2 protein-coding genes are annotated in these 15,552 nt (G+C 74.3%); both read right to left on the reverse strand.

The genetic code is table 11. The features are described 5' to 3' along the window. Positions 1-44: 44 nt before the first annotated feature. Positions 45-15,224, reverse strand: coding sequence for an SDR family NAD(P)-dependent oxidoreductase (locus ACIBBH_RS37465; RefSeq protein WP_399412593.1), 15,180 nt, complete (start codon positions 15,222-15,224; stop codon positions 45-47). A gap of 64 nt (positions 15,225-15,288) precedes the next feature. Beyond that, positions 15,289-15,540, reverse strand: a complete 252-nt coding sequence (locus ACIBBH_RS37470; RefSeq protein ID WP_399412595.1) for a phosphopantetheine-binding protein — start codon at positions 15,538-15,540, stop codon at positions 15,289-15,291. Positions 15,541-15,552: the final 12 nt, after the last annotated feature.

Here is a 15,552-nt window from a genome sequence, read left to right on the forward strand (position 1 = left end):
CTGTTACCTCATCCCATCCGCGTCACGCGTAGTCAGCCGCGTCATCAGAAGTCCGATCCTTCGAGCGCCATCGAGATGAGGCTCTCTGCATCCATGTCGTCGATGTCGTCGACGGTCGCTCCGGCCTCGCCGGCCGGGTCGTCCGCCGACAAGGGCGCCGCCGCGGACTCGGGGCGGTGGCCCGCGAGTTCGAGCAGCGCGTCCAGCAGGCCCGCGTCCCTGAGCCGGGCCAGCGGTATCGCCCGCAGGGTCGCCCGCACGCTCTCCTCGTACGCCGCGTCGCCAGTGTCGGCGGCGTCCTCGGGAACCAGCTGCCCGAGCAGGAATCCGGCGAGTTCGGCCGGGGTCGGGTAGTCGAAGACGAGCGTCGCCGGCAGGCGCACCCCCGCCTCCGCACCCAGGGCGTTGCGCAGTTCGACCGCGGTGAGCGAGTCGAACCCGAGTTCCTTGAAGGGCTTGTCCGGCGTGATCTCCGGGGCCCCGGCGCCGCCGGCCGTACCGAGGACGGCGGTGACGTGCCGTTCGACCACGTCGAGGACCAGCCGCCGCCGGTCGGGCCCGGCGAGCCCCGCCAGCCGCTGCGCCAGCTCCTGTCCGCCCGCGGCCCCGGTGCGGGCGGCGGCAGCGGACCGGCGTACGGCGGCCGGCCGCACCAACTGGGCGAACAACGGCGGGACCTGGTCCCCCGCCGTGCGGACGAGCGCGGGCAGGTCGAGTCCGGCCGGAACCAGCGTCGCGCGGTCCGCCGCGACCGCGGCGTCCAGCAGGGCCATGCCTTCCGCCACCTCGAGGGGGCGGACACCGGACCGTGCCATGCGGTCGCTGTCGGCCTCGGTGAGGGCGGCGCCCATTCCGCCGGCCTCCGGCGCCCACAGCCCCCACGCCAGCGAGGTGGCGGGCAGCCCCTGGGCGCGCCGCTCGGCGGCGAGGGCGTCCAGGGCGGCGTTGGCGGCGGCGTAGGCGCCCTGTCCCGGGCCGCCCAGCACACCGGCGGCCGAGGAGTAGAGCACGAAGGCTTCCAGCTCGTGCCCGGCCGTCAGCTCGTGCAGGTGCCGGGCCGCGTCGGCCTTGGGGGCCCGCAGGGCGTCCAGCGCCTCAGGGGTGAGCGAGGCGATCGTCGCGTCCCGCACCACGCCAGCGGTGTGGACGACGGCGCTGATGCCGGGGTGTGCGGCGAGGAGCCCGGCGAGGGCGGTGCGGTCGGTGACGTCGCAGGCGACGGTCTCCACCCGGGCGCCCAAACCCTCCAGTTCGGCGGCGAGTTCCCCGGCGCCGGGTGCGTCCGGCCCCCGCCGGCTCGTGAGCAGCAGGCTCCGTACACCGTGGCGGGTGACCAGATGGCGCGCGGTGAGCGCGCCGAGGCCGCCGGTGCCGCCGGTGATGAGGGTGGTGCCGGTGACGGGCCAGGCGGCGGTGGCCGCGGCCGTCTCCCGGGCCAGGCGCGGCGCCTGGAACCGGCCATCGGCGTAGGCGAGTTCGGGCTCGCCGGCCGGGATGCGCCCGGGCAGGCCCTCGGCCGTGTCGAGGAGGGTGATCCTTTCGGGGTGTTCTGCCTGGGCGGCCCGGATCAGCCCACGGATGGCGGACTGCTCGGGGTCGGTGGCCGCCTCGCGGGTGACCACGAGCAGGCTGTCCTCGCCCTCCAGGTGGGCCTGGAGCCGCGACAGCAGACCGGCGGCGGTGGGAGCCTGGAGGACCGTGTACGACGCCGTCGGCTCGCTCGCCTCCCCGGTGACCGGAACCCAGTCGACCCGGTACAGGTCACGGACGCCCGCGGCCTCCGCCGCCAGCGGACGCAGGGCCAGCGCCCCCACACTGACCACCGGGGAGCCGGCCAGGTCGGCGGCGTCGATCCGGAACCCCGAGCCGCTTCGTGCGATACGGACCCGCAGCGCCGGGGCGCCGGTGGCGTGCAGAGCGAAGTCCGTCCACGAGAACGGCAGTCGAGCGGTGTCGTCGTGGTCCTCCAGCAGGCTGATGGCGTGCAGGGAGGCGTCGAGGAGAGCCGGGTGGATGCCGTACCCGTCCGTGTCGGTGCCCTCGGGGAGGGAGACCTCGGCGTACACGATGTCGTCCCCGCCCCGCCAGGCCGCCGTGGCGCCCTGGAAGAGGGGGCCGTACTCCAGACCCATGGCCGACAGGTCGTCGTACAGGGTGGTGGTGTCGACGGGGTCGGCGCCGGCCGGGGGCCAGACGGTGAGGTCGGTGGCGGGTTCGACGGTCCCGGCGGAGAGGACGCCTTCGGCGTGAAGGGTCCAGGTGTCCGCGCCGTCGGGGCGGGAGTGGACGGTCAGCGCCGGTTCGTCGCCCTCGCCGACGCGGACGCGAAGAGCCACAGCGCTACCGGCCGGTACGACGAGGGGGGCGTGCAGGGTCAGGTCGCGGACGGTGCCACGGCCGACCTGGTCACCGGCGCGTACGGCGATCTCGACGAGCGCGGCGCCGGGCACGATGACCGTGCCGTTCACGGCGTGCTCGGCCAGCCAGGCGTGGGTGGCGAGCGACAGCCGGCCGGTGAACAACACCCCGTCGGAATCCGGCAGTTCCACAGCCGCGCCCAGCAGCGGGTGCCCGGCGTCCGACTGGCCGAAGCCCGTGGCCGTACGCGCGCCCGTGTCCGCGAGCCAGTAGCTCCCGTGCTGGAAGGCGTAGGTGGGCAGGTCGACGGACAGGCTGCCGGTCTCCGCGAAGAAGGCGGTCCAGTCGACCACCGGCATGCGCGTGAGGGCTTCGACGAGGGCCTGGGGCTCGGTGCGGTCGCGGCGGAGGGTCGCCACCGCCCGGGGATCGGCCACCATCGCGGTGAGTACGGCGTCGGGGCCCAGCTCCAGGAACGTCCCGACGCCCTGGGCGTCCAGGGTGGTGACGGCGTCGGCGAAGCGGACGGCCTCACGGACGTGCCGGACCCAGTACGACGGCTGCGAGAGTTCCTCGTACGAGGCGGCCTGGCCCGTCAGCGTGGAGACGATCGGGTACTTGGGCTCGCGGTAGGTGAGTTGTGCGGCGGTCTGCTCGAACTCGGCGAGCATCGGCTCCATAAGCGGCGAGTGGAACGCGTGGCTGACGGTCAGCCTCTTCGTCTTCCGTCCGGCCGCCGCGAAGTGCGCGACGACCTCGTCCACGCCCGCCTCCGGGCCGGAGACGACGATCGCGGACGGCCCGTTCACGGCCGCGACACCGGTGCCCTCGGGCAGCACCGGCAGGACCTCCTCCTCGGCGGCCTGCACGGCGGCCATGGCGCCGCCCGCCGGGAGCCGCTGCATCAAACGGCCACGGGCAGCGACCAGCTTCGCCGCGTCTTCGAGCGACCACAACCCGGCCACATGCGCGGCGGCCAGCTCACCGATGGAATGCCCGGCCAGCACGTCCGGCCGCACACCCCACGCCTCCAGCAGCCGGAACAGGGCCACTTCCAGAGCGAAGAGTGCGGGCTGTGTGTAACCGGTCTCGTCCAGCCCCTCCCCGCCGAACATCACATCCCTCAGCGGACGCTCCAGATACACGTCCAGCGCGGCGCACACCTCATCCAGCGCGGCGGCGAACACCGGGAACGCCTCGTACAGCTCCCGGCCCATCCCGGGCCGCTGGCTGCCCTGCCCCGTGAACAGGAACGCCGGCGAACCCGTCGTGGCGAACGGCGTCACCGCACCACCGGCGATGGCCTCCAGTCCGTCCAGCAGGCCCGCCCGGTCGCCCGCCACGGCGGCCGCCCGGTAGGCGAACGAGGCTCGGCGGGAGGTGAGCGAGGCCGCGATGTTCGTGGAGTCCAGCTCGGGGTGTTCCGTGGCGAAGTCGAGCAGGCGGGCGGCCTGGGCGCGGACGGCCTCGGCCGTCTTGCCGGAGACGATCCATGGCAGGGCCGGCAGCCGGCGGGCCGAGGAGTCCGGCTCGGTGGTGGCCTCGGCGGGTGCCTCCTCGATGATCACGTGGGCGTTGGTGCCGCTGATACCGAAGGAGGAGACACCGGCGCGCCGGGTCCGCTCCCCCGCCCGCCACGGCCGGGTCTCGGTCAGCAGTTCCACCGCGCCCGCCGACCAGTCCACGTGGGTAGAGGGGGTGTCGACGTGCAGGGTGCGCGGCAGTTCCTCGTTCCGCAGGGCGAGGACCATCTTGATGATCCCGGCCACGCCCGCGGCGGCCTGGGTGTGGCCCAGGTTGGACTTGACCGACCCGAGCCAGAGCGGCGCGTCCGGGGAACGGTCCTGCCCGTAGGTGGCCAGCAGCGCCTGCGCCTCGATCGGGTCACCGAGCCTGGTGCCCGTGCCGTGCGCCTCCACCGCGTCGACCTGCTGCGGGGTGAGCCGGGCGGCGGCCAGGGCCTGGCGGATGACGCGCTGCTGGGAGGGGCCGTTGGGGGCGGTGAGACCGTTGCTGGCGCCGTCCTGGTTGATGGCCGAGCCGCGGACGATCGCGAGCACGCGGTGGCCGTTGCGGCGGGCGTCGGAGAGCTTTTCGAGGACGAGCATGCCGACGCCCTCGCCCCAGCCGGTGCCGTCGGCGGCCTCGGCGAACGGCTTGCAGCGGCCGTCGGGGGCCAGCCCCCGCTGCCGGCTGAAGCCGACGAACGTCTCCGGTGTCGCCATGACGGTGACACCGCCGGCCAGGGCCAGTGTGCACTCGCCGCCGCGCAGCGCCTGCGCGGCCAGGTGGACGGTGACCAGGGAGGACGAGCAGGCCGTGTCGACGGTGACCGCCGGGCCCTCGAGGCCGAGGACGTAGGCGACGCGTCCCGAGGCGACGCTGCCGGAGCTGCCGGTGCCGAGGTAGCCCTCCAGGTCGGCCGGGTAGCCGTTGAGCCGGATGCCGTAGTCGTTGTACATGACGCCGGCGAAGACGCCGGTGGCGCTGCCGCGCACGGTGGCGGGGTCGATCCCGGCCCGCTCGAAGGCCTCCCAGGACGTCTCCAGCAGCAGCCGGTGCTGCGGGTCGGTGGCCAGCGCCTCGCGCGGGCTGATGCCGAAGAACGCGGGGTCGAAGTCGGCGGCCTGGGCGAGGAATCCGCCGTGGCGGGCGTACGTCTTGCCGACGGCTTCGGGGTCGGGGTCGTACAGGCCGGCGACGTCCCAGCCGCGATCGGTGGGCAGCGGGCTGATGGCGTCGCCGCCCGCGGCGAGCAACTGCCACAGGTCCTCGGGCGAGTTGACGCTTCCGGGGTAGCGGCAGGCCATGCCGACGATCGCGATCGGCTCGTCGGTGGCGGCTGTCACAGCGAGGGCCGCGCCCTGAGCCGCGTCAGCGCCGGTATCGGGGCCGACCAGTTCGGTCAGCAGGTAGTCGGCGACGGCGCCCGGGCTCGGGTAGTCGAAGACGAGCGTGGCGGGCAGCCGTACGCCGGTGTCGGCGGCGAGCGCGTTGCGGAACTCGACGGCGGTGAGCGAGTCGAAGCCCAGCTCGGTGAAGGCCGCGTCGGTGGACACGGCGTGCGCCCCGGAGAAGCCGAGCACGGCCGCCGCATGCTTGCGGGCCAGGTCGAGCAGCAGCTCGCGGCGGGCGGCGGTGTCGGGCAGGGCCGCCAGTCGGTCCTGGAGGGTGGTGCCGGACGGACGCCCGGCGTCCGCCGCGAGCGACGCCCGTGCGGCACGGCGGGTCCGGGGCCGGACCAGGTCGCGCAGGAGGGCCGGGGTGTTCTCCGCGTCCCAGGCGCCCAGGTCGAGCTTGACGGGGACGAGGTGCGGACGGCTCTCCGCCGCTGCCAGCGCCGCGTCGAAGAGGGCCGTACCCTCCTCTGCTCCGATGGCTCCGACTCCCGCGCGCGCCATGCGCTCGAGGTCGGTCGCGGTGAGTCCGGCGCCCATGCCGCCGGCGTCGGGGGCCCACAGGCCCCAGCCGAGTGAGACCCCTGGCAGGCCCTCGGCCCGGCGCCGGGCGGCGAGGGCGTCCAGGTAGGCGTTGGCGGCGGCGTAGTTGGCCTGGCCGACGCCGTCGAAGCAACCGGCGGCGGAGGAGAACAGGACGAAGGCGGCGATGCTCCGGTCGGTGGTCAGTTCGTGCAGGTGCCGGGCGGCCTCGGCCTTCGGCGCCCAGACGGTGTCCAGGCGCTCCGGGGTGAGGTGTTCGACCGTCGTGTCGTCGAGGATGCCGGCGGTGTGGACGACGGCGGTGATGCCGGGGTGCGTGTCCAGCAGCTCCGCGACCGCGTGCCGGTCGGAGACGTCGCAGGCCTCGATCGTCACGTCCGCGCCCAACTCACGGAGACTCTCGGCGAGTTCGGCGGCACCGGGTGCGGCGGGGCCACGGCGGCTGGTGAGCAGCATGTCGCGGACCCCGTGGGCGGTGACCAGGTGGCGCGCGATGAGCGCGCCGAGGCCGCCGGTGCCGCCGGTGACGAGGGTGGTGCCGGCGGCGGGCCAGGCGGCGGTGGCCGCGGCCGTCTCCCGGGCCAGACGCGGCGCCTGGAACCGGCCACCGAGGTAAGCGAGTTCGGGCTCGCCCGCAGGGATGTACGGAGGCAGCTCGCCGCTGGTGTCGAGGAGCACGATCCGGTCCGGGTGCTCGGCCTGCGCGGCCCGGGCCAGGCCACGTACGGCGGCCTGGTCGGGGTCGGTGAGTGCGTCCCGGGTGACGACCAGCACGGGCTCCTCTCCCGCCAGCTCGGCCTGGAGCCGCGGGAGCAGGTCGGCGGCGGTGTCGGCCCGCAGGACCGTGTACGGGGCCGTGGCCTCGGTCGCCTGTACACCGACCGGCGTCCACTCCACCCGGTACAGATCGCGGACCGCGCCGCTGTCCGCGACCGCCAGGGGGCGCAGAACCAGCGTGCCCACGGTGGCGACCGGGGTACCGGTGGGGTCGGCCAGCTCCAGTCGCTGACCGGCCCCTTCCTTGGTGATCCGCACCCGCAGGGCCGAAGCCCCGGAGGCATGCAGGGTGACGTCGGACCAGGAGAAGGGCAGCTCCGCCCGCGAGGCGTCGGCGGACGGCCACAGCCCGATGGCGTGCAGGGAGGCGTCGAGCAGGGCGGGGTGGATGCCGAAGCCCTCGGTGTCGGTGCCCTCGGGGAGGGCGACCTCGGCGTACACCGACGTGCCGTCCGCCGCGCGCCAGGCGGCGGTGACGCCCTGGAAGAGCGGACCGTACTCCAGTCCGGCCGCGGCCAGTTCCTCGTACAGGTTCGCGGTGTCCACCGGCTCCGCACCGGCCGGCGGCCAGGCGGCGCCGAGGTCGGCGGCGGGCTGGACGGCCTCGGCCGCGAGAACACCCTCGGCGTGCAGCGTCCAGGCCTCCTCACCCTCCGGACGGGAGTGCACGGCAACGCTCGGCTCGTCACCTCCGCCGACGCGCGCCCGCAGGTCCACGGCGCGGTCGGCCGGTACGACGAGCGGGGCGTGCAGGGTCAGGTCACGGACGGTGCCGCGGCCAACCTCGTCCCCGGCCCGCACCGCCATGTCGACGAGCGCGGCACCGGGCAGGACGACCGTGCCGTTCACCGCGTGCTCGGCCAGCCACGGCTGCGTGGCCGACGACAGCCGACCGGTGAACAACACCCCTTCCGCATCCGGTAGTTCGACCATCGCACCGAGCAGCGGGTGTCCCGCCGCGGCGACTCCGGCGCCCCGCACGTCACCCACGTTGCCCGAGGAGGGCACGGGCCAGTAGCTCTCGTGCTGGAAGGGGTAGGTGGGCAGGTCGACGGCGTGGCGGCCGGGGCCGAAGTAGGCGGCCCAGTCGACCGACGGAAGCCGGGTCAAGGCCTCGACCAGGGCCTGCGGCTCGGACCGGTCCCGGCGCAGCCCCGCGACGAGCGTGGCCTCCGTGCCGGTGTCGGCGGCCATCGCGGTCAGCACGGCGTCCGGGCCCAGCTCAAGGAACGTCCCGACACACCGGCCGTCGAGGGTGGTGACGGCGTCGGCGAAGCGGACGGCCTCGCGGACGTGCCGGACCCAGTACGACGGGTCGGCGAGATCCTCGTACGACACCACCTCACCCGTCAGCGTCGACACGATCGCCAACGACGGCTCGTCATAGACCAGTTGGGCGGCGATCTGCTCGAACTCGGCGAGCATCGGCTCCATCAGCGGGGAGTGGAAGGCGTGGCTGACGGTGAGCTTCTTCGTCTTGCGGCCGGCCGCCGCGAAGTGCGCGACCACCTCCTCCACACCCGCCTCCGGACCGGACACGACAACCGACACCGGCCCGTTGACGGCGGCGATCCCCGTGCCCTCGGGCAGCACCGCGCGCACGTCGTCCTCGGTGGCCTGCACGGCGGCCATCGCACCCCCGGACGGGAGCCGCTGCATCAACCGGCCACGAGCCGCCACCAGCTTCGCCGCGTCCTCCAGCGACCACAGCCCGGCCACATGCGCGGCGGCCAGCTCACCGATGGAATGCCCGGCCAGCACATCCGGCCGCACACCCCACGCCTCCAGCAGCCGGAACAGGGCCACTTCCAGAGCGAAGAGAGCCGGCTGCGTGTAACCCGTCTCGTCCAGCCCCTCCCCGCCGAACATGACGTCCTTCAGCGGGCGTTCGAGATACGCGTCCAGCGCGGCGCACACCTCCTCCAGCGCGGCGGCGAACACCGGGAACGCCTCATACAGCTCCCGGCCCATCCCGGCCCGCTGGCTGCCCTGCCCCGTGAACAGGAACGCCAGCGAACCCCCGGCCGCCGACGGCACCACGGAACCGTTCGCGACCGCCTCGAGCCCGGCCAGCAGCCCTTCACGGTCACCGGCCACCACACCCGCACGGTAGGCGAACGCCGAGCGCTGAGTCGTCAGCGAGTAGGCGATGTCGACCGGGTCGGTCGCGGTTCCGTCGCCGAGGAAGCGCAGGAGTCGTACAGCCTGCTCACGCGCGGCCGCGGCGGTCTTGCCGGAGACGATCCACGGCACGACGGGCAGCGCGGCGGTCTCCACGGCCTCCGCGGGCTCCTCGGCCGGTGCCTCCTCCACGATGACGTGGGCGTTGGTGCCGCTGATGCCGAAGGAGGAGACACCGGCACGCCGGGTCCGCTGCCCCGCCCGCCACGGCCGGGCCTCCGTCAGCAGTTCCACCGCGCCCGCCGACCAGTCCACGTGCGAGGACGGGGTGTCGACGTTCAGGGTGCGCGGCAGCTCCTCGTTGTGCAGGGCCAGGACCGTCTTGATGATCCCGGCGACACCCGCGGCGGCCTGGGTGTGCCCCAGGTTGGACTTGACCGACCCGAGCCACAGGGGCTCCTCGCGGTCCTGGCCGTAGGTGGCGAGCAGCGCCTGCGCCTCGATGGGGTCACCGAGCCTGGTGCCCGTGCCGTGCGCCTCCACCGCGTCGACCTGCTGCGGGGTGAGCCGCGCGGCGGCCAGGGCCTGCCGGATCACCCGCTGCTGAGAGGGGCCGTTGGGGGCGGTGAGGCCGTTGCTGGCGCCGTCCTGGTTGACCGCGGAGCCGCGCACGACCGCGAGCACGCGGTGCCCGTTGCGGCGGGCGTCCGACAGCCGCTCCAGGACCAGGACACCGACACCCTCGCCCCACCCCGTACCGTCCGCGGCCTGGGCGAACGGCTTGCAGCGGCCGTCCGCCGCAAGACCCCGCTGACGGCTGAAGTCCACGAACGTGTCCGGAGTCGACATCACCGTCACCCCGCCGGCCAGCGCCAGCGAGCACTCGCCGCCCCGCAGCGCCTGCGCCGCCAGGTGCACGGCGACCAGCGACGACGAGCACGCCGTGTCCACCGTCACCGCCGGACCCTCCAGGCCCAGCGCGTACGACACCCGGCCGGAGGCGATGCTGCCGCCGACGCCCATGAAGCCCTCGGTGTCCTGGTGGGCGGAGCGTTCCAGGACGGTGGCGTAGTCGTGGTACATGACGCCCGTGAAGACGCCGGTGGCGCTGCCCCGCACGGCGGCCGGGTCGATCCCGGCGCGCTCGAAGGCCTCCCAGGACGTCTCCAGCAGCAGCCGGTGCTGCGGGTCCATCGCCAGCGCCTCGCGCGGGCTGATCCCGAAGAAACCGGCGTCGAACTCGGCGGCCTCGGCGAGGAATCCGCCGTACCGCGTGTAGGTCCTGCCGACGGCCTCCGGGTCGGGGTCGTACGACTCCTGCCACTGCGGCCCCCGGTCGGACGGGAACTCGGAGACGGCGTCACCGCCCGCCGCGAGCAGTGCCCACAGCTCCTCCGGCGAGCTCACCCCGCCGGGGTAGCGGCACGCCATGCCGACGATCACGACGGGGTCGCCGTCGGCGGCCGACGCCGTGCCGGCCGGGTCTGACGCCGCGTCGGACTCCTTGGCCTCTCCGACCAGTTCGGTGGCGAGGAAGCCCGCGACCGCGCTCGGCGTCGGATGGTCGAAGACGAGGGTCGCGGGCAGCCGGAGGCCTGCCTCGGCGCCGAGCCGGTTGCGGAACTCGACCGCCGTGAGGGAGTCGAAACCGAACTCCTTGAACGGCTTCTCGGGCGCGACCTCGCCCGCCCCGCCGAAACCGAGGACGGACGCGACGTGGCGGCGTACGAGATCGAGCAGGACGCGGGTGCGCTCGGCGCCCGGCAGGCGCTCCAGGCGGGCGCCCAGGTCTCCGGCCGAGGCCGCCCCGGCGGCCGCGACGGTCCTGCGCACGGCGGAGGGACGGACGAGCCCGTGCAGCACGCGGGGCAGTTCGCCGCGCCTGGCACGCTGTTCCAGGGCCCGGGCGTCCATGACGACGGGGAGCAGGTGGGCGTGCGGGGAGCCGGCGAGGGCCGCGTCCAGGAGAGCCAGGCCCCGCTCCGCGTCGAGCGGCAGGACGCCGACCCGGGCCATGCGGTCGATGTCGGCCGCGGTGAGACCGGCGCCCATGCCGCCGACCGACGGGTCCCACAGCCCCCAGGCCAGTGACACTCCGGGCAGCCCCTGCGCCTGCCGCTGGGCGGCGAGGGCGTCCAGGTAGGCGTTGGCGGCGGCGTAGTTGGCCTGTCCGGTGCCGTCGAAGGTGGCCGCGCTGGACGAGTAGAGGACGAAGGCGTCGAGGTCACGGTCGGCGGTCAGCTCATGCAGGTACCGGGCCGCACGCGCCTTCGGCGCCCACACCGACTCCAGGCGCTCCGGGCCCAGGTGCTCGACGGTCGCGTCGTCGACCACGCCCGCGGTGTGCACGACGGCCGTGATGTCCGCGTGGGCCGCGAACAGCCGTGCCAGCGCGTCCCGGTCGGAGACGTCACAGGCGACGGTCTCCACCCGGGCGCCGGCCTGAGCCAGCTCGGCGGCGAGTTCGGCGGCACCGGGCGCGTCGGCGCCGCGCCGGCTGGTGAGCAGCAGGCTGCGCACGCCGTGGGCGGTGACGAGATGGCGCGCGGTGAGCGCGCCGAGCCCGCCCGTGCCGCCGGTGACCAACACGGTGCCGGACGTGGACCAGGAGCCGTCCGCCGGCGCCGTCTCGCGGGCGAGCCGCGGAGTGGTGAACCTGCCTTCCGCGTAAGCGAGTTCCGGCTCACCGGTGGGCAGGTGCTCGGGGATGTCCCCGTCGGCGTCGAGCAGGACGATCCGGTCCGGATGCTCGGCCTGGGCGGCCCGGGTGAGGCCGCGGACGGCGGACTGCTCGGGATCGGTGCCGGCCCCGCGAGTGACGACGAGCAGAGGCCGGTCACTGCCCAGGCGGGCCTGGAGCCGCGGCAGCAGATCGGCGGCGGTGGCCGCCCGCAGGACGGTGTACGACGCCGTGGGCTCGGTCGCCTCGGACGAGACCGGGATCCAGTCGATCCGGTACAGGTCACGGACGGCACCCGTCTCCGTCTCCGCCGGCACCGCGGCGCGCAGGGCAAGCGTGCCGACGGTGGCCACCGGGGAGCCGGCCGGGTCGGCGAGGTCGAGCCGGTGGCCCGAGCCCGCGTCCGCGATCCGCACCCGCAGCGCCGAGGCGCCGGAGGCGTGCAGGGTGACGTCCGACCAGGAGAACGGCAGCTGAGCCGCGGAACCTTCCTCCTGCGCCAGGGTGATGGCGTGCAGGGAGGCGTCGAGCAGGGCGGGGTGGATGCCGAAGCCCTCGGTGTCGGTGCCCTCGGGGAGGGCGACCTCGGCGTACACCGACGTGCCGTCCGCCGCGCGCCAGGCGGCGGTGACGCCCTGGAAGAGCGGACCGTACTCCAGTCCGGCCGCGGCCAGTTCCTCGTACAGGTTCGCGGTGTCCACCGGCTCCGCACCGGCCGGCGGCCAGGCGGCGCCGAGGTCGGCGGCGGGCTGGACGGCCTCGGCCGCGAGAACACCCTCGGCGTGCAGCGTCCAGGCCTCCTCACCCTCCGGACGGGAGTGCACGGCAACGCTCGGCTCATCGCCCTCGCCCACACGGACACGAAGAGATACGGCGCTCTCGGCCGGTACGACGAGCGGGGCGTGCAGGGTCAGGTCACGGACGGTGCCGCGGCCAACCTCGTCCCCGGCCCGCAGGGCGATCTCCACCAAGGCCGCGCCCGGCAGTACGACGGTCCCGTGCACCGCGTGCTCGGCCAGCCAGGGCTGGACGGCCGGGGACAGCCGGCCGGTGAACAGCACCCCGTCGGAGTCCGGCAGCTCCACCGCCGCACTCAGCAGCGGGTGCCCGGCGTCCGTCTGCCCGGCGCCGACGACATCGCCGCGCGCCGCGCCCGCGTAGGCGTCGAGCCAGTACGGCTGGTGCTGGAAGGGGTAGGTGGGCAGGTCGACGGCGTGGCGGCCGGGGCCGAAGTAGGCGGCCCAGTCGACCGACGGAAGCCGGGTCAAGGCCTCGACCAGGGCCTGCGGCTCGGACCGGTCCCGGCGCAGCCCCGCGACGAGCGTGGCCTCCGTGCCGGTGTCGGCGGCCATCGCGGTGAGTACGGCGTCCGGGCCGAGCTCCAGGAAGCTCCGCACACCTCGACCGTCGAGGGTGGTGACGGCGTCGGCGAAGCGGACGGCCTCGCGGACGTGCCGGACCCAGTACGACGGGTCGGCGAGATCCTCGTACGACACCACCTCACCCGTCAGCGTCGACACGATCGCCAACGACGGCTCGTCGTAGACCAGTTGGGCGGCGATCTGCTCGAACTCGGCGAGCATCGGCTCCATCAGCGGGGAGTGGAAGGCGTGGCTGACGGTGAGCTTCTTCGTCTTCCGGCCGGCCGCCGAGAAGTGCGCGACCACCTCCTCCACACCCGCCTCCGGACCGGACACGACAACCGACACCGGCCCGTTGACGGCGGCGATCCCCGTGCCCTCGGGCAGCACCGCGCGCACGTCGTCCTCGGTGGCCTGCACGGCGGCCATCGCACCCCCGGACGGGAGCCGCTGCATCAGCCGGCCACGAGCCGCCACCAGCTTCGCCGCGTCCTCCAGCGACCACAGCCCGGCCACATGCGCGGCGGCCAGCTCACCGATGGAATGCCCGGCCAGCACATCCGGCCGCACACCCCACGCCTCCAGCAGCCGGAACAGGGCCACTTCCAGGGCGAAGAGAGCGGGCTGCGTGTAACCGGTCTCGTCCAGGCCTTCCCCGCCGAACATCACATCCCTCAGCGGACGCTCCAGATACACGTCCAGCGCCGCGCACACCTCCTCCAGCGCGGCCGCGAACACCGGGAACGCCTCATACAGCTCCCGGCCCATCCCAGGCCGCTGACTGCCCTGGCCCGTGAACAGGAACGCCAGCGAACCCCCGGCCGCCGACGGCACCACGGAACCGTTCGCGACCGCCTCGAGCCCGGCCAGCAGCCCCTCCCGGTCACCGGCCGCCACACCCGCCCGGTACACGAACGCCGACCGCTGAGTCGTCAGCGAGAAACCCACGTCCGCCGGGTCCAGCTCCGGGCGGGCCGTCGCGTACCCGAGCAGCCGTGCCGCCTGTCCGCGTGCCGCCTCGGCGGTCTTGCCGGAGACGATCCACGGCACCACCGGCAGAGCCACCGGCTCCACGGCCTCCGCGGGCTCCTCGGCCGGTGCCTCCTCCACGATGACGTGGGCGTTGGTGCCGCTGATGCCGAAGGAGGAGACACCGGCACGCCGGGTCCGCTCCCCCGCCCGCCACGGCCGGGCCTCCGTCAGCAGCTCCACCGCGCCCGCCGACCAGTCCACGTGGGTAGAGGGGGTGTCCACGTGCAGGGTGCGCGGCAGTTCCTCGTTCCGCAGGGCGAGGACCATCTTGATGATCCCGGCGACGCCCGCGGCGGCCTGCGTGTGGCCGAGGTTGGACTTGACCGACCCGAGCCACAGCGGCGCGTCCGGGGAACGGTCCTGCCCGTAGGTGGCCAGCAGCGCCTGCGCCTCGATCGGGTCACCGAGCCTGGTGCCCGTGCCGTGCGCCTCCACCGCGTCGACCTGCTGGGCGGTGAGGCGGGCCGAGGCGAGGGCCTGCCGGATGACCCGCTGCTGGGACGGCCCGTTCGGCGCGGTCAGCTGGCTGCTGGCGCCGTCCTGGTTGACCGCCGAGCCGCGCACGACCGCGAGCACGCGGTGCCCGTTGCGGCGGGCGTCCGACAGCCGCTCCAGGACCAGGACACCGACACCCTCGCCCCACCCCGTACCGTCCGCGGCCTCGGCGAACGGCTTGCAGCGGCCGTCCGCCGCAAGACCCCGCTGACGGCTGAAGTCCACGAACGTGTCCGGAGTCGACATCACCGTCACCCCGCCGGCCAGCGCCAGCGAGCACTCGCCGCCCCGCAGCGCCTGCGCCGCCAGGTGCACGGCGACCAGCGACGACGAGCACGCCGTGTCCACCGTCACCGCCGGACCCTCCAGGCCCAGCGCGTACGACACCCGGCCGGAGACGACGCTCGCGGCGCTGCCGTTGCCGAGGAAGGCGGAGATGTCCTGGGGGACATGGTGAAGGTGGGCGCCGTAGTCGTGGTACATGACGCCGGCGAAGACACCGGTGGCGCTGCCCCGCAGGGCGGCCGGGTCGATCCCGGCCCGCTCGAACGCCTCCCAGGACGTCTCCAGCAGCAGCCGCTGCTGCGGGTCCGTCGCCAGCGCCTCGCGCGGGCTGATGCCGAAGAATTCCGCGTCGAAGTCGGCGGCGCCGTCGAGGAAGCCGCCCTCGACGGAGTACGTCTTGCCGGGGGCGCCCGGGTCGGGGTCGTACAGGCCGGCGACGTCCCAGCCGCGGTCCGTGGGGAACGGGGTGATGGCGTCGCCGCCGGCGGCGAGCAGGTTCCACAGGTCCTCCGGGGAGGTGACCCCGCCGGGGTAGCGGCACGCCATGCCGACGATGGCGATCGGCTCGTACTGCTTCTCCTCCTCCTCGCGCAGCCTCCTGCGGGTGTCACGCAGTTCGGTCGTGGCCCTCTTGAGGTAGTCGAGGAGCTTCTGTTCGTTCGACTCATTCGACATGCGGTTCGTCCACCTGTGGGAGAGGAGCGGGAGGGAAGGAAGGAGGATGGGGGGTGAGCGGCCGTCAGCTCACGGCCGCGGTGCGCAGACCGGAGAGGGTGCGCCAGAGCGCGCCGGGGGTGCTGAACGTCTCCATGGACAGGGCGTCGTCGGTGAACTTGACCTCGTAGGCGTTCTCGAGCTCGATGAGGAGGTCGACGATGCCGAGGGAGTCGAGGCCGGCGTCCCGCAGGTCGAGGTCCTCGGTGAAGGGGGCGTCCTCGGGGAGGAAGCCGAGGTGAGGGCGGACGGTGCCCTCGAACTGGTCGTCCCACATGGGCTGTTGGTC

This window comes from Streptomyces sp. NPDC051636 (assembly GCF_044453765.1).
Lineage (GTDB): Bacteria > Actinomycetota > Actinomycetes > Streptomycetales > Streptomycetaceae > Streptomyces.